Annotated in this window: 20 protein-coding genes and 1 tRNA gene; 12 read left to right on the plus strand and 9 right to left on the minus strand. The window is 65.6% G+C overall.

The genetic code is table 11. The annotated features are described in order from the left end of the window. Positions 1-28: 28 nt before the first annotated feature. Positions 29-709 (plus strand): site-2 protease family protein, encoded by a 681-nt coding sequence (locus tag Ga0102493_RS04780; RefSeq protein ID WP_034904261.1) that lies wholly within the window; start codon positions 29-31, stop codon positions 707-709. Here Ga0102493_RS04780 and glpD read toward each other — a convergent pair. Beyond that, a complete protein-coding gene (glpD, locus tag Ga0102493_RS04785; protein WP_034904259.1) occupies positions 706-2,190 on the minus strand; it encodes a glycerol-3-phosphate dehydrogenase in 1,485 nt (494 codons plus the stop codon). The two genes, Ga0102493_RS04780 and glpD, sit on opposite strands and share 4 nt — an antisense overlap. Before the next feature lie 47 nt (positions 2,191-2,237). Here glpD and truB point away from each other — a divergent pair, with 47 nt between their 5' ends. The 4 genes from truB to Ga0102493_RS04805 all read left to right on the plus strand — a co-directional run bounded on the left by truB (position 2,238) and on the right by Ga0102493_RS04805 (position 6,774). After that, entirely contained in the window at positions 2,238-3,161 is a 924-nt protein-coding gene (gene truB / locus Ga0102493_RS04790; RefSeq protein WP_034904256.1) for a tRNA pseudouridine(55) synthase TruB, read from the plus strand. Positions 3,162-3,173: 12 nt separating this feature from the next. Further along, positions 3,174-3,443: a 30S ribosomal protein S15 gene (gene rpsO / locus Ga0102493_RS04795; protein ID WP_034904255.1), complete on the plus strand. Its 270-nt coding sequence runs from the start codon at positions 3,174-3,176 to the stop codon at positions 3,441-3,443. Positions 3,444-3,713: 270 nt separating this feature from the next. Further along, positions 3,714-6,014, plus strand: a complete 2,301-nt coding sequence (gene pnp / locus Ga0102493_RS04800) for a polyribonucleotide nucleotidyltransferase (RefSeq protein WP_034904251.1) — start codon at positions 3,714-3,716, stop codon at positions 6,012-6,014. A 76-nt stretch (positions 6,015-6,090) separates the two neighbouring features. Continuing rightward, positions 6,091-6,774: a spermidine synthase family protein gene (locus Ga0102493_RS04805; protein WP_034904248.1), complete on the plus strand. Its 684-nt coding sequence runs from the start codon at positions 6,091-6,093 to the stop codon at positions 6,772-6,774. A gap of 12 nt (positions 6,775-6,786) precedes the next feature. Here the strand turns inward: Ga0102493_RS04805 and Ga0102493_RS04810 are convergent, their stop codons facing one another. From Ga0102493_RS04810 to Ga0102493_RS04820, 3 genes are all read right to left on the minus strand, one after another. After that, positions 6,787-7,710: a DUF481 domain-containing protein gene (locus tag Ga0102493_RS04810; RefSeq protein WP_034904536.1), complete on the minus strand. Its 924-nt coding sequence runs from the start codon at positions 7,708-7,710 to the stop codon at positions 6,787-6,789. A gap of 4 nt (positions 7,711-7,714) precedes the next feature. Further along, positions 7,715-8,257: a DUF1993 family protein gene (locus Ga0102493_RS04815; RefSeq protein ID WP_161490042.1), complete on the minus strand. Its 543-nt coding sequence runs from the start codon at positions 8,255-8,257 to the stop codon at positions 7,715-7,717. Positions 8,258-8,378: 121 nt separating this feature from the next. Beyond that, positions 8,379-9,098 carry a GcrA family cell cycle regulator gene (locus Ga0102493_RS04820; RefSeq protein WP_034904243.1) on the minus strand — a complete coding sequence of 240 codons (720 nt, stop codon included), beginning with the start codon at positions 9,096-9,098 and terminating at the stop codon, positions 8,379-8,381. Positions 9,099-9,185: 87 nt separating this feature from the next. On the opposite strand from Ga0102493_RS04820, the gene Ga0102493_RS04825 reads away from it, so the two are divergent. Next, positions 9,186-10,085: an ABC transporter permease gene (locus Ga0102493_RS04825; RefSeq protein ID WP_034904240.1), complete on the plus strand. Its 900-nt coding sequence runs from the start codon at positions 9,186-9,188 to the stop codon at positions 10,083-10,085. Positions 10,086-10,203: 118 nt separating this feature from the next. On the opposite strand, the gene hspQ is transcribed toward Ga0102493_RS04825, so the two are convergent. After that, the gene (hspQ, locus tag Ga0102493_RS04830; protein WP_034904238.1) at positions 10,204-10,584 is read right to left on the minus strand and encodes a heat shock protein HspQ; all 381 of its coding nucleotides are present in this window, start codon (positions 10,582-10,584) and stop codon (positions 10,204-10,206) included. A 230-nt stretch (positions 10,585-10,814) separates the two neighbouring features. On the opposite strand from hspQ, the gene Ga0102493_RS04835 reads away from it, so the two are divergent. The 6 genes from Ga0102493_RS04835 (at position 10,815) to Ga0102493_RS04860 (ending at position 17,228) form a co-directional block, all read left to right on the plus strand. Beyond that, a tRNA-Ser gene (locus Ga0102493_RS04835) sits at positions 10,815-10,904 on the plus strand. A 319-nt stretch (positions 10,905-11,223) separates the two neighbouring features. Continuing rightward, on the plus strand, positions 11,224-11,622 hold the full coding sequence (locus Ga0102493_RS04840; protein ID WP_034904236.1) for a thioredoxin family protein: 399 nt from the start codon (positions 11,224-11,226) through the stop codon (positions 11,620-11,622). A gap of 10 nt (positions 11,623-11,632) precedes the next feature. Continuing rightward, entirely contained in the window at positions 11,633-12,355 is a 723-nt protein-coding gene (locus Ga0102493_RS04845) for a cytochrome c biogenesis CcdA family protein (RefSeq protein ID WP_034904234.1), read from the plus strand. Beyond that, positions 12,355-12,879, plus strand: a complete 525-nt coding sequence (locus Ga0102493_RS04850; protein ID WP_034904231.1) for a sigma-70 family RNA polymerase sigma factor — start codon at positions 12,355-12,357, stop codon at positions 12,877-12,879. Before Ga0102493_RS04845 ends, Ga0102493_RS04850 begins: the two co-directional genes overlap by 1 nt. A 4-nt stretch (positions 12,880-12,883) precedes the next feature. Continuing rightward, positions 12,884-13,528 carry a DUF1109 domain-containing protein gene (locus Ga0102493_RS04855; RefSeq protein WP_069297462.1) on the plus strand — a complete coding sequence of 215 codons (645 nt, stop codon included), beginning with the start codon at positions 12,884-12,886 and terminating at the stop codon, positions 13,526-13,528. 325 nt (positions 13,529-13,853) lie between these two features. Further along, positions 13,854-17,228, plus strand: coding sequence for a TonB-dependent receptor domain-containing protein (locus Ga0102493_RS04860; RefSeq protein ID WP_034904229.1), 3,375 nt, complete (start codon positions 13,854-13,856; stop codon positions 17,226-17,228). Between the two features lie 108 nt (positions 17,229-17,336). On the opposite strand, the gene Ga0102493_RS04865 is transcribed toward Ga0102493_RS04860, so the two are convergent. The 4 genes from Ga0102493_RS04865 to Ga0102493_RS04880 form a co-directional block, all read right to left on the minus strand. Further along, a complete protein-coding gene (locus Ga0102493_RS04865; RefSeq protein ID WP_236922298.1) occupies positions 17,337-19,934 on the minus strand; it encodes a M14 family metallopeptidase in 2,598 nt (865 codons plus the stop codon). 158 nt (positions 19,935-20,092) lie between these two features. Then, positions 20,093-21,313 carry a beta-propeller fold lactonase family protein gene (locus Ga0102493_RS04870; protein ID WP_034904224.1) on the minus strand — a complete coding sequence of 407 codons (1,221 nt, stop codon included), beginning with the start codon at positions 21,311-21,313 and terminating at the stop codon, positions 20,093-20,095. A 24-nt stretch (positions 21,314-21,337) separates the two neighbouring features. Further along, a complete protein-coding gene (locus Ga0102493_RS04875) occupies positions 21,338-22,474 on the minus strand; it encodes a pyridoxal phosphate-dependent aminotransferase (RefSeq protein ID WP_034904222.1) in 1,137 nt (378 codons plus the stop codon). Positions 22,475-22,498: 24 nt separating this feature from the next. After that, positions 22,499-23,320, minus strand: coding sequence for a sulfite exporter TauE/SafE family protein (locus Ga0102493_RS04880; RefSeq protein ID WP_051698093.1), 822 nt, complete (start codon positions 23,318-23,320; stop codon positions 22,499-22,501). Between the last annotated feature and the right edge of the window lie 81 nt (positions 23,321-23,401).

Here is a 23,401-nt window from a genome sequence, read left to right on the forward strand (position 1 = left end):
GGGCGCCGCGCTTCCTATTTGACAGGCAATGGAAGACACCGTCACTCTTATCGCATTGCTGATCCCCTGCCTGATCGTCGCGATCGTGTTTCACGAAGTCGCGCATGGCTATGTCGCGATGCTGCTTGGCGATCCCACGGCGAGCGAGCGCGGGCGGCTGACGCTCAATCCCATTCGCCATGTCGATCCCGTGGGCACGCTGCTCGTCCCGGGCGCGCTGCTCTTGGCCGGGGCGCCCGCCTTCGGCTGGGCAAAGCCTGTCCCGGTCAATCAGTATCGCCTGCGCAATCCGCGCTACGGCATGATGGCGGTCGCGCTTGCCGGGCCGGCGAGCAATTTCGTGCTGGCGACCCTGGGCGCAATCCTGATCGGCGTGCTGAGCGCGATCAACGAAGCCAGCATCCTTGTGGAGGGCAATGTCTTCGGCACGGTGCTGACGATGTTCCTGCTCATCAACATCTTCCTTGGCCTGTTCAACCTGCTGCCGATCCCGCCCTTCGACGGATCGCACATCGTCGGCGGGCTGCTGCCGGACCGGTTGCGCTTTCATTGGGCGCGGCTGCAGCAGGTGGGGATCTTCCTGCTGGTGGGCGTGATCGCCTATAGCTGGCTGTTCGGGACCGGCTGGCTCGAGACGCTGCTGCTGCCGCCGCTGGGTCTGGCGATGGGGCTGTTCCTGCACCTCGCCGATATCGTCTCGGGGCTTTAGCCGCGCTGGTGGAACCACGCGGCGACGCGGCCCTGCGCGTCCTCGTCCAGATGCAGGTAGAGTTTCGAGCGGCGCCTCAGCACGTCCTCGGCGTTGCGGGCGAATTCGCGAGCCACGAGATATTCGAGCTCCGCCGCATAGAGATCGCCGCCCATATGCTGGCCCAGATCGTTCGTCCCCTTCGCATCGCCGAGTACCTCGTCCATGCGCGTGCCGTATGCACGGGCGAGGCGGCGCACGGTCGCGGGGGCGAGGAAGGGGTAGCGTTCGGCCTGCCGGCTCACGAACGCATCGAAGCGCATCGGATCGATGTCGCCGCCCGGAAGCGCTTCGTCGGCGGTCCAGCCCCGCGCCCCGACGCCCAGTTCATCGAGCGCGTGTTCGGCGAGCTTGCGATAGGTCGTGATCTTGCCCCCGAAGATCGAGAGCAGCGCAGGGCCGTTCGCGTCGAGTTCGAACTGGTAGTCGCGCGTCACGGTCGAATTCTTCGCCGAACGATCGTCATAGAGCGGGCGCACCCCCGAATAGGAGGCGACGGCGTCCTCGGGGCTTACGTCGCGGGCGAGATATTCGTCCGCCGCATCGCAGATATAGCGCGCCTCTTCGTCGCTGATTTCGATTTGCGAGGGGTCGCCCTCAAAGGTGACATCGGTGGTGCCGACCAGGGTGAAGTCGCGCTCATAGGGGATGGCGAAGACGATCCGCCCGTCGCGGTTCTGGAAGATGTAGCAATGCTCGCCCTCGAACAGCCTGGGGAAGATGAGGTGGCTGCCCTTCACGAGCCGCAGGTTCTGGTGGCGCTCACCCGGCAGGGCGCGGCCAAGCAACTGGTCGACCCACGGCCCCGCGGCATTGACCACGCGCGCGGCGGTGACGGTGCTTTCCTCGCCCCTGTGCAAGAGCCGCGCCGTCCAGCGATCCTCCCCGCGATCAAGGCCGACGCATTCGGTGCGGGTGCGGATATCGGCCCCGCGTTCGGCCGCATCCATGCAATTGAGCACGACGAGACGCGAATCCTCGACCCAGCAATCCGAATATTCGAACCCGCGCACGAGCCTGTCCTCGAGGATCGATGCGTGCGGGGCCTTGCGCAGGTCCACGCTCCGGGTCGGCGGCAGCAGCCTGCGCCCGCCGAGATGATCGTAGAGGAACAGGCCGAGGCGCAGCATCCATTTCGGGCGCAGCCCTTTGTCGTGCGGCAGCACGAAGCGCAGCGGCCAGATGATGTGCGGCGCGATTGCCAGCAGCCGTTCGCGCTCGATCAGGCTCTCTCGCACGAGGCGGAATTCGTAATGTTCGAGATAGCGCAGGCCGCCATGGACGAGCTTGGTCGAGGCCGAGGAGGTGTGGCCGGCAAGATCGTCCTTCTCGACGAGGCAGACGGACAGGCCGCGCCCCGCCGCATCGCGCGCGATGCCGGCCCCGTTGATCCCGCCGCCGATGATGAGGAGGTCGAAGTGATCGGTTTCGCCCGAAGTCATGGGCACAAGACTTGGCGGTTCGTGTCCGCTTTGGCTAGGGGGCGCGCATGAACGATCACGTCAAACCCGCGCTGCATGGCTGGCTGGTGCTCGACAAGCCGCGCGGGCTCGGCTCGACGCAGGCCGTGGGTATGGTCAAGCGGCTGCTGCGCGAGGGCGGGTATGCGAAGACGAAGGTCGGCCATGGCGGCACGCTCGATCCGCTGGCCGAGGGCGTGCTGCCGATCGCGCTGGGCGAGGCGACCAAGCTAGCCGGGCGGATGCTGGATGCCAGCAAGATCTACGATTTCACGATTTCCTTTGGCGAGGAGACCTCGACGCTGGATATCGAGGGGGAGGTTGTCGCGACCAGCGCGGTGCGGCCAACGCTGGCCGAAATAGAGGCGGTGCTGGGGCGCTTTACCGGGGAGATCGAACAGGTCCCCCCGGCGTATTCCGCGATCAAGGTCGACGGAAAGCGCGCCTATGACCGCGCCCGCGCCGGCGAGCAGGTCGCGCTCAAGACGCGGCCGGTGACGATCCATGCGCTCGAAATGCTTTCGGGTGAAGCCGGGGGTCCGGTGACGCTCACCGCGCATGTCTCGAAAGGCACCTATATCCGCTCTCTTGCGCGCGACATTGCGCTTGCCCTTGGAACGCGCGGCCACGTCACCTATCTCCGGCGGACGAAGGCCGGCCCGTTCCTTGAGGAACAGGCGATTTCGCTGGACTTTCCTGCGCAAGCAGGTAATGGGCCGCCACTTCACGACCTCATCCTGCCGCTGGAGGCGGGGCTGGACGACATCCCGGCCCTATCCCTCGATCCGGAGAGCGCGCAGGCGGTCCGCCAGGGCCGGGTCCTTTCCGGGATGCCCCAATCATCCGGGCTTTATTTCGCGAAACTGGGCAATGCCCCGGTCGCGCTGATGGAAGTGACGGATGGGACGGCGAAGGTCGTCAGGGGCTTCAACCTGCCCGATGTCGCTGAGTAAGGAAGAAACGAAATGTCGGTCGACGCCGAAACCAAACAGAAGATCATTAAGGACAACGCCCAGGGCAACAACGACACGGGCAGTCCCGAAGTTCAGGTCGCGATCCTGACCGAGCGGATCAAGAACCTGACCGAGCATTTCAAGGGTCACCACAAGGACAACCATTCGCGCCGCGGCCTTCTGATGATGGTCAACAAGCGTCGCAACCTGCTCGCCTATCTCAAGAAGAAGGACGTCGAGCGGTACAACGCGCTGATCCAGAAACTGGGTCTTCGCAAGTAAGCTTTCAGGAACGGCTCCCCGCGGGGAGCCGTTTCGCTATCAAGTCGCGGCAAACTCGTCTAAGAGAGCTGCGCGCCGGAAACCGAATGTCTCCGGCCTGAAATGCGCCCGTGCAAGACAGGGCGCGCAACCATTTTGGCTTTCCTTCACATTCCGGTGAAGGGGCTGGAGGGGCGCAATCGGCCCCGCACCGGACCGGGACGGCAATCTTCCCCGGCACAAAGAGGCCCCGCTTCGCAATAGGGCGCAGCGGGTTCAGAAGGAATCTACATGTTCGACACGAAAACCGTATCGCTGGAGTGGGGCGGGAAAACCCTCACTCTGGAAACCGGCCGCATTGCCCGTCAGGCCGACGGCGCCGTGCTGGCCACCTATGGCGAGACCGTGGTGCTGTGCGCCGTGACCGCCGCCAAGAGCGTTCGCGAAGGCCAGGACTTCTTCCCGCTCACCGTCCACTACCAGGAAAAATTCTCCGCCGCGGGCCGTATCCCGGGCGGCTTCTTCAAGCGCGAAGGCCGCGCGACGGAGAAGGAAACGCTCACTTCCCGCCTGATCGATCGCCCGGTGCGGCCGCTCTTCCCGGAAGGGTTCTACAACGAAATCAACGTGATCTGCCAGGTTCTCAGCTATGATGGCGAGACCGAGCCCGATATCCTCGCGATGATCGCCGCCTCGGCTGCGCTCACTATTTCGGGCGTGCCTTTCATGGGCCCGATCGGCGCCGCGCGCGTCGGCTTCACGAACGATGGCGATTACGTCCTCAACCCCAGCATTTCGGATGCCCTGGGCGAAGACGGCCGGCTCGACCTCGTCGTCGCCGCGACGCAGGACGCGGTGATGATGGTCGAATCCGAAGCCAAGGAACTGACCGAGGACGAAATGCTCGGCGCGGTCATGTTCGCTCACGAGGAATCGAATAAGGTCATCGACGCGATCATCGATCTCGCCGAGAAGGCCGCGAACGAGCCCTGGGAAATCGACACCACCGACGACACCTCCGCGATCAAGGAAAAGCTGCGCGGCATCGTCGGCGACGACATCGCCGCCGCCTACAAGCTGACCGACAAGTCGGCCCGTTCGGACGCGCTCAACGAAGCGCGCGCCAAGGCCAAGGAAGCCTTCGCCGAGGAAGAACCGCAGACGCAGATGGTCGCCAACAAGGCGGTCAAGAAGCTCGAGGCGGAAATCGTGCGCGGCGCCATCCTCAAGGACGGCCAGCGCATCGACGGACGCAAGCTCGACCAGGTCCGCCCGATCGAGGCGGTTGTCGGCCTGCTGCCGCGCACCCACGGCTCGGCGCTGTTCACCCGCGGCGAGACGCAGGCGATCTGCACCACCACGCTCGGCACCAAGGATTCCGAGCAGATGATCGACGGGCTAGAGGGGCTGAGCTACTCGAACTTCATGCTGCACTACAACTTCCCGCCCTATTCGGTCGGCGAAGTGGGTCGCTTCGGCTTCACCAGCCGCCGCGAAACCGGTCACGGCAAGCTCGCCTGGCGCGCGCTGCACCCGGTCCTACCCGACACGGAAGATTTCCCCTATACGATCCGGGTCCTCTCCGACATCACCGAATCGAACGGCTCGTCCTCGATGGCGACCGTTTGCGGCGGCGCGCTGTCGATGATGGATGCGGGCGTCCCGCTCAAGCGTCCGGTTTCCGGGATCGCGATGGGCCTGATCCTCGAAGGCGACGATTTCGCGGTCCTTTCCGACATCCTCGGAGACGAGGATCACCTCGGCGACATGGACTTTAAGGTGGCCGGCTCCGAAAAGGGCATCACCTCGCTCCAGATGGACATCAAGGTTGCCGGGATCACTCGCGAGATCATGGAAAAGGCGCTCGAACAGGCCAAGGCCGGGCGTGCGCACATCTTGGGTGAAATGACCAAGGCGCTGGGTTCGGCCCGGGGCGAGGTTTCCAAGCACGCGCCGCGCATCGAGACGATGCAGATCGACAAGTCGAAGATCCGCGACGTCATCGGCACGGGCGGCAAGGTCATCCGCGAGATCGTCGCCGAAACCGGAGCCAAGGTCGACATCGACGACGAAGGCGTGATCAAGATCTCATCCAGCAATCTCGACGAGATCGAGGCAGCCAAGAACTGGATCCTCGGCATTGTCGAAGAGCCGGAAGTGGGCAAGGTCTACACCGGCAAGGTCGTCAACATCGTCGATTTCGGTGCGTTCGTGAACTTCATGGGCGGCAAGGACGGTCTCGTCCACGTTTCCGAAATGAAGAACGAGCGCGTGGAAAAGCCGACCGATGTCGTGTCCGAAGGCCAGGAAGTGAAGGTCAAGGTGCTCGAGATCGACCAGCGCGGCAAGGTCCGCCTGTCGATGCGCGTCGTCGACCAGGAAACCGGCGAAGAGCTGGAAGACACCCGCCCGCCGCGTGAACCGCGCGGCGACAAGGGTGGCCGTGGTGGCGATCGCGGCGGACGCGGCGGTGATCGCGGCGGTGATCGTCGCGGCGGTCGCGGACGCGGCCCGCGCGGCGGCAATCGCGATGACGGCGGCAATGGGGGCGACAACGCCCCGGCCGCGATGCCCGACTTCCTGAAGGACTGATCGCACAGGCGATACATGAAGGAAGGGCCGCCCGCCGCAAGGCCGGGCGGCCCTTTCGCTTTTGAACGGTAGGAACATGCTCGAACGCAAGACCATCGCATCAGCCGCCATTCCGGGCGGAGAGGAAGAACTGAACCTCGTCAGCCACGGGCGCGACTTCATCATCATGCTCGGGCGCGGCGAGCTCATGGGCACCCGGATGCAGTACTCTGAGGAACAGCTTGCCGTGCTCACCCTCGCCGAGATCGATGCGCCGCGCCCGCGCGTTCTGATCGGCGGCTACGGCATGGGCTTCACCTATCGCGCCGCGCTGTCGAAATTGCCGGAAGGCGGCGTCGTTCGCGTCGCGGAGATCGTGCCCGAGATTCTCGACTGGGCGAAGGGGCCGCTCGCGCATCTAACCGAAGGCAGTCTGGACGATCCGCGCGGCGATATCCGCCTGTGCGACGTTTCCGCGCTGATCGACGATGCCAATGACGGGACCTGCGAGAAATATGACGCGATCCTGCTCGACGTCGACAATGGCCCGGACGGGATCGTGCGCGATGCGAACAACCGGCTCTATTCGCGCACGGGTCTCGGCAAGGCGCGCGATGCGCTGGCCCCCGGCGGCGTGCTCGCGATCTGGTCGGCCGCACCTGACCACAGGTTTACCCGACGGCTGAAGGATGCTGGTTTCGACGTCGAGGCGCGCGAGGTCCGCGCCCGCCCGAACAACAAGGGTCCGCGTCACATGATCTGGTTCGCGCGCAAGGGTTAGTCGGCGCGCTGATCAGAAATCGTAGATGATCGTCACCCGGCTCAGCGTATCGGTCTTCACCGCGCCCGCGGGCGGATCGGTGTCGTGTTCCACCGTATAGGACAGCCGCAGCGAGAAATCGCCTGCGACCCGCGCCACGATGCCGCTGTCAGAAATGAAGGTCGACGAGCCCGACTGCACGAACGCGCTCGCATTCTGGGTGAACGTCAGCGTGTCGAGCAATTGCCAGTCGAAATCGAGTTCGGCGAGTCCGGCAAGGCTGCTGCTGCTGCTGCCGTCGACCAGTTCGGTGCGCCGCCAGGCGGGACCGGCCTTGACCGTCAGCGTCATGCCCTCGCCGCTCAGGACATCGTAGCCGAGGCCGCCCGAGACCGAATAGCGCGCGGCAAAGCCCTGGAAGGGATCACGTTCATAGCGCGCAAGGCCATAGGCATAGAGCCGGTCATTGATCTTCCAGTTGGGTTCGTAGGCGGCGAGGAACTGCTCGCGCGTAACGATGCCTTCGGTTTCTTGGTAATCGGCGCGGCCCGACAGGTTGTGGCGCCAGTTTATGCCTTCGCGCACCAGCGAAAGCCCGGCGGTGATCCCGGTGTTGGACGCGTTCCCGGTCGAACGAAAGCCGCCCAGTTCGCCCTTGCCACTCCAGTTGTCGAAGAGGCCGGCATTGCGGATGCGTTCCTGCTCGGCAGCCGCTTCGGCCTCGGCAGCGGCGGCGAGATCGGTTTCGTAAGCGGCGAGGATCGCGTCGATTTCCGCGGATTCGTCCGGATTGGTCGCGCGGGCGAGCTCGATTACGGTGCGGACCTTGTCCTCATCGCCGGTGTCGATCGCCGCGTCGATCATCGCGCGCACGGGGGCCGGCAGGTCGGCAAAGGCAGGCGCGGGCAGGGCGAGCGTGCCGAGCGAGAGCGCGAGGCAAGCGGGGTAAATCCGCATCAATTCACGCCCCCGCCGCGTCCTGGCGCGTCATCTGCATCGGACCCATGTAATCCATCTTGCCGAGCTTGACGCCCTTCATCCTGAGGATGTCGTAGAAGGTCGCGGCATGAAACTGGAAATTGGTCTGGTTGAAGCCGAGCAGGAACTGCGAGACGGTCCCTTCCATCAACTTCCTGCCGCCAAGCACGAACACGACCCTGTCTTCGGCGATGCGTTCGAGATCGTTTTCGTCCACGCCTGTCAGCGTCGCGCTCGCCTCGTCCACCATTGCGCGCATGGCGTCCCAGCTTTCGGGAATGGCGGTGAAGTCGGGGGTGAATTCGCCCGTCGGCATCAGGCCCAGCGCATAGCCCGAATGGACCCAGCAGGCGCGTACATGCCACGGCAGGGTCCACATGTCGGGCGCGAGCGATGCGCCGATGAGATCGGTATCCTCGATCCCCTCGGCCCGGGCGTGGGCTTCTGCGCGGTCGATGATCGTGCGCATCCCTCCGAGCAATTGTTCGCAGGTGGGCACGAAGGCGGCGTGAAGCGTGAGCGGCATGAGATTCCCCTGTTCGCCCGGCATGAGCGATTCGCCCCGCCTTAGCGAGCGCGAGCCGCGTCTTCCACCCCACCGTCCGGCGCGACTTCCTCGAGGTCGTCCGGCGCCCTTTCGCAGACGGTCAGCGTACCCGCGGGCCGCCGAAGGGAAGCGGGGGAGGGGGCTTGCGCGAACCGCGCGGAAGCTGCGCCTGATAGGCTCGCCCGCAATGTTCCACGCAATAGGGGAAGCCCGGGTTCACCTGCTGTCCGCAGAAATGGAAATCGGGTTCGCCCGGATGGCCCATGGGCCAGCGGCAGACCTTGTCCGACAGATCGAGCAGGCTGGTCTTGTCGGCGATCTCGGGGCTGGGCTTGGCCGGGACGAGACGCCGCGGCGGAGCGGGCGGGATCGGGGCCTGCTGGTCGCCCGGGCCCTGCCTGAGGAAACCGCCCGGGCCGACCGAGACGATCTTGGGCAGGTTCTGCTGGTCCATCTGCACAGGGGCCGCCTTCGGCCCCGCATCCGCTTGCTGCGAAGCGGCGGAGGAAGCGGGCTTGCCCGAACCCTGCGCCGCAGGCTCGGCGCTCGCTGCGGGCTTCGTCTCGGCCTTTGCCGCCGGCTTTGCGGGCGCCGCGTCCTTCTTGGCGGGCGCTGCCTTGGCTGCGGGCTTCTTGGCTGCGGGCTTCTTCTTGTCGTTCGCCTTGACCGGCGAAGGACGCGACTTGAGGCCGAGCCGGTGAGCCTTGCCGATCACCGCATTGCGGCTGACGCCGCCGAGTTCCTCGGCGATCTGGCTCGCCGTGGCGCCGCCTTCCCACATCTTCTTGAGCATTGCGATGCGCTCGTCAGTCCAGCTCATAGGTGTTCGATTCCGTTCCTGATGGTCGCGCGGGGTTGCCCTGCGCGGGTGTTGCCAGCGCTACGCCAAGGACGTAGGCGCTGAGGCATGGCCGATCAAGCACCCACCACGAGCAAGCAGCTCGCATCTGCGCGCGTCGCCCCCGGAAATGCCGAGACGGGCGGGGGCGCCCGTTTCACCCCGCGCGGCCAACCGGTCATCACCGGGATCAACCGCGTCGGGCTCTACAGCCTCTATATGAAGGAGGTGAGGCGGTTTCTCAAGGTCCAGACCCAGACGATCTGGGCCCCGGCTGTCACGACGCTGCTGTTTCTGGTGATCTTCTCGGTCGCGCTCGGGCGCGAGGGCCGCGAAGTCCTGGGGGTCGAGTTCGCGAGCTTCGTCGCACCGGGCCTCATCGTGATGGGCATGATGCAGAACGCCTTCGCCAATTCGAGCTTTTCGCTGCTGTCGGGCAAGATTCAGGGCACGATCATCGACCTGCTGATGCCGCCGCTCTCGCCGGGCGAGCTGATGGCGGGAATCGTCGGCGCGGCGGTTACGCGCGCGGTCGCGGTGGGCTGCACGGTGGGGCTCGCCATGGTGCTTTGGCCGGGCGTGACGCTCCACATCGCCCATGTATGGGCTATCGTCTGGTTCGGGCTGATGGGTTCGGTCATGCTAGCGCTGTTCGGGCTTGCGACCTCGATCTGGGCGGAGAAGTTCGACCACAATGCCGCGATCACCAATTTCGTCATCGCTCCGCTCTCGCTGCTGTCGGGTACGTTCTACGTGATCGACAATCTTGCGCCCGCGTTTCAGGCGGTGAGCCGGGCGAACCCCTTCTTCTACGTGATCTCGGGTTTCCGCTATGGCTTTCTCGGCGAAAGCGATATCGGCCGGGCGAGCGACGTCGCATGGGCGGCGGCGGGTATCGGGGTGTTCAACCTTGTGCTCGCGCTGATCGTCTATGTGATCCTGCGCAGCGGATGGAAGCTGAAGAGCTAGCGCCCCGCGCCCGCGATGGAGCGCTGAACCGCGCCAAAGGCTCGGCTGGGTCGACCGGCCACCCCGAGCACCAAGAGGCGCAAGGACATGGGCGGTCGGCAGCATGGCTGCCCCAAGGTCAGTGCGTGAGCGAGCGCCGCATGCGGTAACGGCCGTCCTTGAACCCTTCGAACAGCTGCGGCACCGTCGGATGGTCGATCGGCCCGCCGGTCGCATCGGCCACCAGGTTACCCTGGCTGACATAGGCGACATAGCTCGAATCCTCGTTTTCGGCGAGGAGGTGGTAAAACGGCTGATCGCGGTCGGGGCGGATATCTTCGGGGATGGACTGGTACCATTCCTCGCTGTTGGCGAAGACCGGATCGATATCGAAGATTACCCCGCGGAAGCTGAACAGGCGGTGGCGGACAACGTCGCCGATGCCGAAGCGGGTGCGGGTCTCAAGCGGGGCGTAGATCGTGCGCCCGGCCTGCATCGAGAAGAACTGAGCACGTTCCATAATTCGAAGAATATGGGGCCTTTCAGCGGCATGGCAAGGCGCAGGTGTGCTGCGGATGCGAGATATGCACCGAAATTGTCGACAATCGGGACTTGGCAAGGCGTGGGCCATGGGCTAACGGGCGCGCTCCCGATTGCCCCGCCGATGCGTTCGACCGACGCGAAGGGGCGGATCGGAGCATGGTGCGGATCAGGCGGGTTTGCCCGCACGACGCGCCCGCAGCAGCCGTCGGAGAGGTGCCGGAGTGGTCGAACGGGGCGGTCTCGAAAACCGTTGTGCTCTCACGAGTACCGAGGGTTCGAATCCCTCCCTCTCCGCCAGCTGATCGCCCTTTATTCTCCTTGCTTTGCCGGACCGCGCCGACGGGCGCGCAAACGCCGCTGCGCGGGCCAATTTCCAGCGAAAGCGTCAGGCGGGCGGTTGCAGGGGCCCTTTGCCGCCTGCCGATCTCCGGCCTTCTTCCAATAGCCGCCTTCACGTTTCTGCGCTGGTTACGGCATAACGGGACCTCTCAAGGAAGGAGGCGATCCCGGTCTTGGCCCTGGGAAGTTGTGTGCCGAGTGTAACCCGGGCGCCGGTTCGAGCGAAAATGTCGTTGGACGCCGCCTCGGGCGTCCGCGATGAAGAAGGAACACAACCATGCGCAACATTGGCTTACCGGGTCTCGCCCTCGGCGCCTTCGCGGCCGTTGCAATCGTGCAGCCCGCCCATGCTGCCGAGTTCAGGCCCTATTCCGACGCCGCCTTCGCCGCGGCGCAGGCCGAGGGGCGGCCGATCCTGATCGACGTCCACGCGCCCTGGTGCCCGGTCTGCGCCCGCCAGCAGCCCCTGATCGAGCGCGCCGCCCAAGACCCGGCGAACGGGGATCTCGTCGTCTTCAGGCTCGACTTCGACAATCAGAAGGCCGAACAGCGCCAGTTCCGCGTCACCAGGCAGAGCACGTTGATCGCCTTCGACGGCAAGCGCGAGACCGGGCGCCTGCTGGGTTCCACCGATGCCGGGGCGATCGCCGAACTCATCGCCTCGACCCGCGGCTGAGGAAGCGGCGATGGACTTGCTGGCCCTTGCTGCCGCGCTGCTCGCCGGGCTGCTGACCTTCCTCAACCCTTGCGTGCTGCCGATCCTGCCGCTGGTGTTCGGAGCATCGGCCAATGAACATCGTTTCGGGCCGGCGGCTCTGGCGGCGGGGCTCGCCCTTTCGTTCACTGCGGTCGGGCTGTTCATCGCCACGATCGGCTTCTCGCTCGGGCTCGATCCCGACCTGTTTCGTATCGTGTCGGCGGGACTGCTGATCGTGTTCGGCGCGCTTCTCGTCGTTCCTCGCGCCCAGTATGCCGTGCAGACCGCGATGGGCCCCATCGCCGACTGGGGATCGCGGCGGAGCGGTGCGCATGATCGGAGCGGTCTCGACGGACAGTTCGGCCTGGGGCTGCTGCTCGGTGCGGTGTGGAGCCCGTGTGTCGGCCCGACGCTGGGAGCGGCGACATTGCTGGCGAGCCAGGGCGAACAAATCGGCGCGGCGGCGATCACCATGCTGGTATTCGGCATCGGGGCGGCGATGCCCCTGCTGCTGATCGGGACCGTGCTGCGCCCGCATATGGCGCGGCTGACGGGGAGCCTCGGGACTGCGGGCAGGGCGGGCAAGTTCCTGCTGGGCGGGGGCATGATCGTGGCGGGCGCCTTCGTCCTCACGGGGCTCGACAAGATTTTCGAAACCCTGCTGGTCGAGACAGGTCCTGCCTGGCTCATCGACCTGACGACGATGTTCTGATGCGTGCCGATGACGCCAGCCTGTCCGCTCTGATGAGCAAGGCGCAGGCCGGCGACCGCGAGGCCTATCGCGCCGTGCTCGAACACAGCCGGGACTGGCTCGTCCGGTTCTATCGCGGGCGGATCGATCCTGCGGGCGCGGACGATCTGGTGCAGGAGACCTTGATGTCCATCCATGCCAAGCGCGCGACCTACGATCCTTCGCGCCCTTTCCTGCCGTGGCTTGCCGCGATCGCGCGGTATCGCTGGGTCGATCGTCTGCGCCGCACCTACCGTCGCAGCGAAACCGAGCTCGACGAGACCCTAGCCGAGGGAGATCACGAGGCGGACGTGGTCGCGCGGATCAGCATCGACCGGATGCTGGCGCGGCTGTCCGAGGGGCAGGGCGAGGCGATCCGCCTCGTCAAGATCGAAGGCCTGAGCATCGCCGAGGCCAGCAGGCGGACCGGGCAGTCCGTATCGCTGGTCAAGGTGAACATCCATCGCGGATTGAGGAAACTCGCCGAACATGTCGAAAGCGAATAGCGTCATGAATGTATCGAGTGCCGACCGGATCGACGACCTCGTCGTCAGCCTTGCCCCGGTGCGACGGGTAAGGAAGCGGACGGGACTGCTGGTTGTCGCGGCCGCAACGCTGCTGGCTATCGCCCTAAGCGCTCCGGTTTTCGGATTGCGGCCCGATCTCGCTGCGATGAATCCGGCCGAGATCGTGCTGCTGCGTTCGGGTGCCTTGCTGCTGACGGGGATCGCAGCTGCGCTGGCCGTCACCGCAAGCGCATCGCCCGGCGTCGGTTCGCGCCGCGAGGGGTGGCGCTGGGCGCTCGGCGCGATGCTGCTTTTCCCTGCCGCCAGCGGGTTGCTGATCCTTGGCGGCGCGCCCTATCCGCTCGAAATTCTTGCCGCTTCAAGCGTTCCCTACTGCATCGGTCTCAGCCTATCGAGCGCGCTTGCGATCGGCGGCCTGCTGACCGCCTGGCTGCGCCGCGGGGCCGTCACCGAACTGCGCCGCGCGGGCTGGCTCACCGGGCTTGCTGCCGGGGCGCTCGGCACCTTCGTCTACAATCTCGGCTGTCCGAGCAATTCGGTCCACTACGTTGCGCTGTGGTACGGCATATCGGTGGGAAGCGCGGCGCTGGCGGGGCGCCTGATGGTGCCGCCTCTGCTGCGCTGGTAATCTGTCGGCAGCCCTAGGAAACGGGCCAGGAAACGAGTTCCGCCACGATTGCAGACCGGGGCGCTGCCTGTCGCGGGAATGGCTGCCCGTCGAACGCCGAAGCCGTGCCGCGCGGAGGCCTTCGCACGTGCAGCAGCGATGCCGCCGTGGCCCGCAAAGGGCGGCGCGGTAGAGACGGTGCACAGCCGCATCCGATCTTGGGGCTGGCAAATTTGCAACAATCTTTCGCGCATTATGTCTGGGTAATTACAATATGGCGAAACCTCCTTGACAGCCTTCGCGCCCGCATCAATCCTGACGCAGTGCAGCAAAAACAGGGGCAGCCATGACACTCTTCAAGCTTTCTTCCCACGCGATTCTTCTCGCCGCGGCGAGCGCTCTGCCACAGGCAGTGCTTGCCCAGCAGGCTCCCGACAGCGACGGGGAGCCCGGCGAAAGCGGAGCGAGGGGCGATGCGATCGTCGTGACCGGCTCGCGCATCGCGACGGATTCGACAACGTCTCTGGCCAGCCCCGTGCAGGTCATTACCGCCGAACAGTTCCGCAATTCGGGCGAGATCAACGTAGCCCAGACCTTGCGCGAAATTCCCGCGCTTCAGGGTTCGGACCCCGCCACGCTCGACAGCGCGCAGGGCCTTGCCCTGACCGGGGCGAGCACGCTCAACCTGCGCCAGCTCGGCACGAACCGCACGCTCGTGCTGCAGGACGGGCGTCGTCACGTTCCGGGCATCGCCGGCACCGCGACGGTCGATGTCGGCTCGATCCCTCAGGCGCTCATCGGCAGCGTCGAAGTCCTCACCGGCGGCGCGTCTGCGGTCTACGGTGCGGACGCGGTGTCGGGCGTCGTCAACTACGTCATGCGCACCGGCCGCGATTTCGACGGGCTTGAATACCGGCTCCAGAGCGGGATCAGCGATGAAGGCGATGCGGAGGAATTCTACGGCTCGATCGCGGGTGGCGGAACCTTCCAGGACGGCCGCGGCAGCGCGGTCTTCGCGGTCGAATACTCGCATTCGACTGCGGTCCTGAACGGCGATAGGCCGAACATCGCAGGCCCGGGCTTCTCATCGCTCAATCCGAGCAATCCCTTCCTGAACGAGATCCTCGGCCTTGATCCCAATGCGGAGCAGGCCTTCGTTCCCGACCGCAGGCTCCCGGTTTCGAGCGCGGGATCGACCATCGCTGTCGATCCGACGCCGTTCGCCTTCCCGTTCGGCCAGCTCCTTTCCTTCGTCAACAATTTCAATCCGGCGACCGATACCGTCCCGAACATTCCGGGCACGAACATTCCGGTGCTGCAGGTGATCGACGAAAACGGCAATGTGCGCGCCTTCAATCCCGGCATTTCGACCGGTGCCTTCAACGCGATCGGCGGGGACGGCATCTTCATCGGAGAAACCGCGCCGGGGCTGACCCTGATCCCGGAAGTGACGCAGGTGACCGCGGCGGCGGGCTTCGACTATGAGATCACGCCGACGCTCACCTTCTTCGCGGATGCCAAATTCTCCTATACCGAGACATCCGATGTCTCGGGCATTCCGTTCTCCGACGACATCCCGATTGCGCTCGACAACCCGTTCCTGCCGACCGCGATCCAGAACCAGATCCCGATACTCGATGCGCTTCTGCCCGGCGAGACGCCGAGCATCTTCGTCGCGCGCGACAATGTCGGGTCGGAAACCAATTCGGGGACCAGCCTCGAGCGTTCGACGATCCGCGCGACCGGCGGGCTGCGCTGGGAAGCGCCGGGAAGCAACATCTCGTTCGAGGCTTTCTATGCCTGGGGCCGGACCGAAGTCGACGACACGTTCCGCAATGCACGCCTCAATGACCGCTATTTCACGGCGATCGATGCAGTCGCCCTGACTGCCGCCGACCTTGACGGGACCAATCCGAACGTCGCGTTCGGCCCGGGCGGCGTCGGCACGCTCAACGCGATCCGCGACGGCCAGGACATCGAGATCACTTCGGGCACCGCGCAGATCGGCGACATCGTCTGCCGTTCCGAGCTGACCGGGCTTCCCTCGCCCGCCGCGCTGTTCGTCGGCGGTCCGCCGCTTTACGCTCCCGGAACGATCATCAACGGAACCGATGTTAGCGACCTCACCCGCCCGGTGACGTTCCAGATCGGCGATGGCTCGTGTGCACCGATCAACATTCTCGGGCCCAACTCGATCGGCGGGGCTGGCGCTGACTTCGCTTTCGTCGACCTGCTCGACAACACCGTGATCGAACAGCAGCAATTCCTCGCTGTCCTTTCGGGCGATACCGGCCATTTCTTCGAACTGCCCGGCGGGCCGATCGGCTTTGCGGCGGGTTTCGAATATCGCCGCGACGAATCGCAGTTCACGCGGGCCAACTTCTTCTCGATCGAACCCAATGTCATCACGAACAACAGCGTCCCGCTGTTCAATTCGCCGACCGACGGGCAGGGCATCAGCGTGTATGAAGGCTTCGGTGAAATCCGTCTGCCGCTGCTTGCGGACATGCCCTTCGTCAACCTGCTGGAAGTGACCGCCTCGGGCCGTATTTCCGACTACAACACGATCGGATCGACCGAGACCTATTCGTTCGGCGGCATCTATTCGCCGGTCGAATGGCTGACCTTCCGTGGCACCTATTCGCGCGCGGTCCGCGCGCCCAATATCGGTGAACTCTTCGCGCCGCAGGGCGCTGCGTTCATCGGCGTGGATGCCGACCCGTGCGACGAAGGCAACATCAACAACGGTAGCACCAACCGACCCGACAACTGCCTCCAGTTCGTCGCTCCCGGCTTCGATTCGTCCGACTTCCTGACGGCATTCGTCACCGGGACCACGGGCGGCAACCCTGACCTGACCGAGGAAACGTCGGACAGCTTCACGATCGGCGCGATCTTCGAACCGCGCGGCATTCTTGGCGGCGCGCTCGACGGGCTGGTCCTGATCGCGGACTATTACGACATCGAGATCGAGGATGCCGTCGGCAGCCTGACCGGTGCCGAGATCGCCGAGGCCTGCGTCGACCTTCCCTCGACAGACAACCAGTTCTGCGACTCGATCCAGCGCGATCCGAACAATGGCGGGGCGATCTCGGGCTTCACCTCGGGTAACATCAACCTCGCCGTACTGCGTGCGCGGGGCATCGACTTCGAAGCGCGCTACCGCTTCGATGCGCCGTTCGGCGGCAATCGCGACTGGGGCTTCTTCGAACTGCGCGCCGCGGGCACGCACTTCCTCGAGCGGTTCACCGAAAGCGATCCCATCATCGGCCAGACGATCGCTGACGAAACCGATCCGCTCCAGCAGGAATTGCTGATCAAGAGCCAGGCAACCGTCAGCGACCTGCTCGGCGTGATCGGCAACCCGGACTGGATCGTCAATTTCGGGGTCAACTGGACGATGGACCGGCTGAGCATCGGCTGGCGCGGCCGTTTCGAGGATTCCGCGCTCCAGTTCTCGAACGCGGAAGCGACCGATGTCGAGATCGTCGATGGGGCGGTCGTCGTCACGCCGAACGAAGGTCTGGCCGATCCGTCGCAGCTCACCACCGGGACCGGTTTCGAACAGGACATCAATGTCAGCTACCGCTTCACCGACGACATCGAGGTGTTCGGCGGCGTCAACAACCTGTTCGACATCGAACCTTTCCTCGGCAGCCTCGCCCGCCCGGTCGGTCCGCGCGGACGGTTCTTCTTCCTCGGCGTGTCCGGTAGCTTCTGAGCCATGCCGCCCGGTATCGGGCAGCGCAAGAAAAGGGCGCGAGCGGATATTCCGCCCGCGCCCTTTTTCGTGCCCGCATGAACGGGCCGCCCGCCGCTGCGGCGATCCTCAGCGCACCCGAGAGGGAGCGATCAGCACCGCATTCGCGATCAGCAGGTCGAGCCCGTCGAGATAGGCCCTGACCGAGGGATCGTAGGCGAAGCCGATCGTGAGCCCGTCGCCGCTCGGCTGCGCCATCAGGTAGGGCTTGAAGGCAAGCTGGCGGCGGTTCTCGTCCCAAACATAGCCGCTCGCGATCAGGCTGTCGGCGGCGGCGAAGCGCAGGACATTGGACCCATCATCACGGCCAAGAGGGGTGAAGATGCGCGATCCGCTCGCCAGCACCACGGCCCCGTCATCATAGCCTGCCGAAAGGAAATTCTCGGGATCGGCAACGGTGTTGAGCAACGCACCCGGCAGCGTGTCGGGCAGCGCTTCCTGATCGGCGATCACGCCCCGATAGGTCTCTTCGTCCGCGATCTCGACCGCTTCGGCAAGACCGCCTTTTCCTTCCTCGTCGTCTTTGGCCTCCTGCGGGGTCCGCCCGAGAGCGGCCTCGCGCCTGATCGACAGGAACGGGTCATCCCCGCCCGAAAAGGCGCCGAGGCTGCCTTCGATCGCGACCAGCACGCCGCCGCGCTTCACGAAACCCTTCAAGGTCCGAAGCCCGCTGTCGCCGAACTGTTCGCGCGGTGAGCCGTCCGGCACGACGACAACATCATAGTCGGACAGATCGGCGCGGGCGAAGCGGTTCGTGCGGATCGGCACGACCGGTAGCCCCAGCCGCTGCTCCAGCACGAAGCGCATCGCCCCGGCGCTGAGCTGGGAAATGCCTTCGTCCCAGGCAAGCGCGACCCGGGGCAGGGTCAACCGCACGAAGGCGTCACTGCCGAGATTCGGCCCTTCCTCGACCCAGCTGTCGGCCAGTGCGACCGTCTCGGCCCCGGCTTCGCTCGCCAGCACGCGCAGCCGCTGCATCTTGTCCGGGCTGTTGAGCGCCGCCGGGAACAGCACTGTCCCGCGTGGGAATGTGCGGCCGTCCTTGGTGAAGGCCTCGTCTGTCACGCGCGCCTCGATCCCTTCGCGCAGGGCGAGAGCGACGAGGCGTGCCTGCCCGCTATCGGTCCACGGCACAGCGACCGCGAATTCGCCCGAGCCGCCGGTAAGCGCCGCGATCGGGGCGCCTGCCGAAAGCGGCTCTCCCGAGACGGCTGCGTTGCACAGTTCGGCGTTCACGCCGGACATCAGCGCGACGGACCAGGCGGTAACGTCATAGAGTTCGTGGGGGAGGTCCTCGGCCCGCCGTCTTTCCTGTTCGGCGATGAAACCGCGGGGCAGTTCGGTATCGCGGTCGAGCAGGCTGCGCACCAGCTTGGCGGCGGGCTGGGCCTGCGGAACCGCGATGTACCCTTGCGGATACGAGCGCCCGCACGCGCTTACCGGGCCGGACCGGCGGAGCACCTCGATCCCCTGCGCGGCGAGCCGGCGGCCTAGGCTTTCCGCGTTCCAGCGGCGGCTCGCAAGGTCGACGACATAGGCGCCCGACCCGGCCTTTCCGCGCGCATTGCCGGCGCGGTAGGCGGCGTAATCGGCAAGGAACCGGTCCGCGTTCGTCGCCACCGTTTCCGCTGTCGAAATACTCGCGACGAAGTGATTGCGCACCGCGTCCGCATAGGTCAGCACCGTGCCGTCGCTGCGTTCCCAGACGAGCCCGCGCGGCGATCCCTGTTCATAGGTCATGCCGATCGCGCCCTGATGGGTGTTCCAGGTGTCGCCATAGCCGGGATAGAACAGGTCGTAGACCTCGCGGGTGAAATAGGGTTCGCCCATCCGGTCGAAATAGCCCGCATTGCTGCGGCCGATCAGTTCGTAGAGCCGCAATTGCTCGGGCGTGATGTTGGGATTGACCGGGTCGGCGGCGGGGGCGAAGAAATAGGTGTCGTCGCCGCTCATTTCATGCAGGTCGGCGACCACGACCGGGTTCCATTCCCCGATCGCCGCGACTTTGCCGCGCGTTTCCGGCTGGCTCAGGGTGAACCAGTCGCGGTTGAGGTCGAACATGTAGTGGTTCACGCGGCCGCTCGGCCAGGTCTCGTCATGCTCCGCCGCCTGCCGGTCGCCTGCCGGGACCGTGCCGAGCGCGCCGCGGAAATGGTGGACGAAGCGGGCGCGACCATCGGGGTTCTGGAGCGGATCGAGGATCACGACCGTCTCCGACAGGATCCTTTCCACCCGCTCATCCCCCGTCGCGGCGAGCAGATGGTACGCCGTCATCAGCGCCGCGTCGGTCGAGGAGACCTCGTTCCCGTGGACGCTGTAGGCGAGCCAGGTAACGGGCAGGGCGTCGCCATTGCTGGCCCGCCCGGCGGCGATATTGGCCATGTCGGCCCGGATCGCTTCCAGCCGCGTCATGTTCTGAGGGGCGGTGAGCACCAGGTAATGCAGCGGACGGCCCTGCCAGCTCGTCGCATAGCGAACGAGGCGCGCCCGCTCAGGAGCAGCCTCGACCAGAGCCCTGAGATAGCTTTCGGTTTCTTCGGGGGAGGTGATCCTCTGCCCCGGTTCGTGCCCGACGACTTCGCTCAGCGTGGGGATTGCGGGATCGAATTCGGCATCGAGGAATGACTGGGCAAGCGCGCTGCCGCCCATTGCGAATATGCAGAGCATAGCTGCGAATGCCGCTGCGACGCGGCGCCAGATACCGACCATTTCGATGTCCCCGACTGTTCTCGTTCGAAACGCCGAGCGTTCAAGCAATCACGCCCCGAGGTCAAGCGTGTCGGCCGGGCACGCCTGTGCCGCGTTTGCACGCGCTGCGCGCACGATCAGTCCTCGTAGCCCTGAAAGACGAAACGCTGGACGCGGCGGCCGGTGTTGACCTCGGTCGTGTAGACGTTGCCTTCGCTGTCGACATCGACGCTGTGAAGCCAGATGAACTGCCCGGGATAGCGCCCGTTGCGGCCGAACCAGCCGACGATCTCGTGGTCCGCGCGGGTCAGGATCCAGACCCTGCCGTTCATCATGTCGGCGACATAGACATAGGTGCCGTCCGGGCTGAAGGCGACATCGCTCGCGGTGCGGGTTCCGCCGGTTTCGGGCGCGATCACGACATTCTCGAGGAATTCGATGCCTTCGGGGCCTTCGCGGAAGACCTGCACCCGGTTGTTGCGCCGGTCGCAGACATAGACGGTGTTCTCGGGTCCGCGCACGACGCAATGGACCATCGGCTCGAAGTCGCCCGCTTGCGGGTCTGGCGCGCCCTCGGCGGTGCTGGTTGCCATCGACTGGTCGAAAGCGCCGCCGCGCGTACCCGAGCCCGGCTCGGTCCCGTAGGCGCCCCAGAGCTGCTCGAACGAGAGATCCTCGCTTGCGAACGCGATCACGCGGGTATTGGTGTAGCCATCGGCGACCAGCACGCTCTTTCCGTCATGGGCGATGTCGGCGGGATTGCCGAGATAGCTTTCGGACAGATTGCCCTCGGTCATCTGCCGCCGTCCGATCTGGCGGATGAATTTACCATCGGGCGTGAAATTGAGCACGACATGATCGCCGCCGCCATTCCCGCCGATCCAGACCGTGCCCGCCTCGTCGACGAAGAGGCCGTGGACGTTGGCGGGCCATTGCTCGTCGCCTTCCTCGACAGCCTCACGGCCCTCGCCGGTGACAGTGCTTTCCCCCGGCGCGAGTTCAGGCCCGCCCCAGGCGCGCAGGAGCGTGCCCTCGCGGTCGAATTGCAGGACGTGCGGAGGCGACTTGCAGCAGGCGACGGTAAGCGGCGGGTCGCGGTCAAGGCCCGCCTCGGTCGGATTGAGCGAATTGGGCCTCGTGAGAACCCAGACCGTGTCGTCCTTCGCCACCGCAAGGCCCGGGACCTGGCCAAGGATCAGGTCATCGGGCAGCGCGGGCCAGCTCGCATCGGCCTTGAAGGTTGGAAGCGGCACGCCTTCCTTCACCCGAGCGCTTTCGACCTCGACCAGCGTGTCGGCCTGCACGGCGGCGGGCATGAGGGCGAGCGCGCCTGCGAGCGCGAGAATGGCTGATTTCATGTGTTCCTCTCCCGGTGGGTGAATCTATGCGTTGAGCGATCCGATAATCTCCGGAAGCGCTTTCGCATAGCGCTCGACGTCCTCGAGCCGGCCGGTGCTGACGCGCGACCATGTCTTCCAGGGCCCGTAGGCGCCGCGGATCCGGATCCCGCGCTTTCCCATGGCGACCTGCACCGCATCGGCATCGGGGACCTTCACGTAAACGAAATTGGTCTGCGAGGGCAGGGCGGTAAGGCCCGACTTCGCGACCGCATCGAGGATCATCTCGCGCCCTTCCAGAACCATAAGGCGCGATTGTGCGAGGAAGCCCGTGTCGCTGTAGCTCGCGATCGCGGCGGCGACGCCTGCGACATTCCCGCCGAAGCTCATCAGGTAGCCCCGGATGAGGTCGGCGTTTTCCTCGGTCGTGATCGCATAACCCACGCGCATCCCTGCCATGCCGTAGATCTTGGAGAAGGTGCGGCACACGATCACGTCGCGTCCGGCGCGCGCAAGATCGATCAGGGTGTTGTCGCCCGGTGCATCAGTGAGCTCGTTATAGGCTTCGTCCACCAGCAGGGTCGCCGTCGGCGTGACCGTATCCGCAAAAGCGCGCAGGTCCGCCGCGGGGATCAGCATGCCGGTCGGGTTGTTGGGATTGCAGATCTGGACCAGCGAAACCCCCGTCTCGAGCTTTGCCTTCATGGCGGCAAGGTTGACGCCCATGTCGGAGCCGAGCGGCACGCGGACCGATTCGACCCCCTGCCGTTCGCCGTAGACAACCGTCGTGTCCCAGAACAGGTCAGGACACAGCACCTTGCCTTTCGCCCCCCAGGCGAGCGCGATCGCGCACAGGATCTCGGTCGAGCCGCTGCCGAGGACCACCTGCCGGGGCGAGACCCGGTGGCGTTCGGCGATCATGTCGGCGAGCCGGTCAAGCCCGCGATCGGCATAATAGCAGCCCATCCGCGCGCTTTCGGCGACCGCCTTGAGCGCGGAGGGCGCGGGGCCGTAGGGATTCTCGTTGCGGCTGAGCAGCGCCTCGCCCGGCATAGGCCCGAAATCGGGAGCGTCCATCGCGCTCGTCGCGGCGGCCAGCGGGGAGAACCCTGCTCCGGCGAGAGGTGCAAGACCGGCCGACAGGCTGGCGCCGGCGAGAAACGATCTGCGATTGCTGTGCATGGAACGGCTCCTTGGCTTGGGTGGTCAGTACTTGGCGATCATGGTTGCCCCGACGAGGATGAGGTAGATTCCGAAAACCCGCCGCAGCAGGGCAGGCGAAAGAAGATGCGCGGTCGCCACGCCGAGCGGGGCGAAGACGACCGACGTGAGCACGATGACGAAGGCCGCGGGCACGTTGACATAGCCGAGCGAGCCCCACGGCAGGTCCGGCTCGCCCATGCCGATGACGAGAAAGCCGATGCTGGCCGGGACCGCGATGATCGCGCCCATTCCCGCCGCCGTCCCGATCGCGCGGTGAATGGGCGTGCCGCACATCGTCATGGTCAGCGTCGCGATCGTCCCGCCGCCGATCCCGAGCAGCGCCGAAATCGCCCCGAGCGATCCGGCGAGCCCGAACCGCGCCACACCGGCGGGCATGGCCGAGAGTACCGGCTCTTCATTCCGGCGCGGCAGCAGGAAATAGACCGCGAAGCCGAGCACGCCGAGGCCGAAGACCACCGCCAGCGTCGCTCCCGAAATGCGGTCGGCGATCATCGATCCCGCGACCGTGCCGAGCACGACCCACGGCGCCCAGCTTTTGAGAATGCCGAAATCGACCGATCCGCGCGCGGCATGGCTCTGGGTCGAGCGGGCCGAGGTGAAGATGATCGTCGCAAGGCTGGTGCCGACCGCGATATGCGGGACCTGGTCGGTCGCGACCCCCAGCAGCGGGAAGATGAAGACGAGCGCGGGGACGACCACGAAGCCGCCGCCTATGCCGAACAGGCCGGCGGCGAAGCCAGCTCCCGCACCGACCGCAAGCAGTACCGGAATGGCAAAGGTCAGGGATGCAGTGTCGCCCACCAGCACCTTTGTAACGCAGCGTCCGTCCCTGCCAAGCGAATTGTTGCAGCGCAGCAAGGCGCGGCGCTCCGTTCGGAACGCGAG

Source organism: Erythrobacter litoralis (assembly GCF_001719165.1).
Classification (GTDB): Bacteria; Pseudomonadota; Alphaproteobacteria; order Sphingomonadales; family Sphingomonadaceae; genus Erythrobacter; species Erythrobacter litoralis.

Bases quoted from the DNA above. Each gene is read 5' to 3' on its own strand.
- pnp (WP_034904251.1), top strand. From the start codon at position 3,714: ATGTTCGACACGAAAACCGTATCGCTGGAGTGGGGCGGGAAAACCCTC.
- Ga0102493_RS04860 (WP_034904229.1), top strand. From the start codon at position 13,854: ATGACACTCTTCAAGCTTTCTTCCCACGCGATTCTTCTCGCCGCGGCG.
- Ga0102493_RS04815 (WP_161490042.1), bottom strand. From the start codon at position 8,257: ATGCCGCTCACGCTTCACGCCGCCTTCGTGCCCACCTGCGAACAATTG.
- Ga0102493_RS04840 (WP_034904236.1), top strand. From the start codon at position 11,224: ATGCGCAACATTGGCTTACCGGGTCTCGCCCTCGGCGCCTTCGCGGCC.
- Ga0102493_RS04780 (WP_034904261.1), top strand. From the start codon at position 29: ATGGAAGACACCGTCACTCTTATCGCATTGCTGATCCCCTGCCTGATC.
- Ga0102493_RS04845 (WP_034904234.1), top strand. From the start codon at position 11,633: ATGGACTTGCTGGCCCTTGCTGCCGCGCTGCTCGCCGGGCTGCTGACC.
- Ga0102493_RS04805 (WP_034904248.1), top strand. From the start codon at position 6,091: ATGCTCGAACGCAAGACCATCGCATCAGCCGCCATTCCGGGCGGAGAG.
- Ga0102493_RS04820 (WP_034904243.1), bottom strand. From the start codon at position 9,098: ATGAGCTGGACTGACGAGCGCATCGCAATGCTCAAGAAGATGTGGGAA.
- rpsO (WP_034904255.1), top strand. From the start codon at position 3,174: ATGTCGGTCGACGCCGAAACCAAACAGAAGATCATTAAGGACAACGCC.
- truB (WP_034904256.1), top strand. From the start codon at position 2,238: ATGAACGATCACGTCAAACCCGCGCTGCATGGCTGGCTGGTGCTCGAC.
- hspQ (WP_034904238.1), bottom strand. From the start codon at position 10,584: ATGGAACGTGCTCAGTTCTTCTCGATGCAGGCCGGGCGCACGATCTAC.
- Ga0102493_RS04825 (WP_034904240.1), top strand. From the start codon at position 9,186: ATGGCCGATCAAGCACCCACCACGAGCAAGCAGCTCGCATCTGCGCGC.
- Ga0102493_RS04865 (WP_236922298.1), bottom strand. From the start codon at position 19,934: ATGCTCTGCATATTCGCAATGGGCGGCAGCGCGCTTGCCCAGTCATTC.
- Ga0102493_RS04875 (WP_034904222.1), bottom strand. From the start codon at position 22,474: ATGCACAGCAATCGCAGATCGTTTCTCGCCGGCGCCAGCCTGTCGGCC.
- Ga0102493_RS04870 (WP_034904224.1), bottom strand. From the start codon at position 21,313: ATGAAATCAGCCATTCTCGCGCTCGCAGGCGCGCTCGCCCTCATGCCC.
- Ga0102493_RS04855 (WP_069297462.1), top strand. From the start codon at position 12,884: ATGAATGTATCGAGTGCCGACCGGATCGACGACCTCGTCGTCAGCCTT.
- Ga0102493_RS04850 (WP_034904231.1), top strand. From the start codon at position 12,355: ATGCGTGCCGATGACGCCAGCCTGTCCGCTCTGATGAGCAAGGCGCAG.
- Ga0102493_RS04810 (WP_034904536.1), bottom strand. From the start codon at position 7,710: ATGCGGATTTACCCCGCTTGCCTCGCGCTCTCGCTCGGCACGCTCGCC.
- glpD (WP_034904259.1), bottom strand. From the start codon at position 2,190: ATGACTTCGGGCGAAACCGATCACTTCGACCTCCTCATCATCGGCGGC.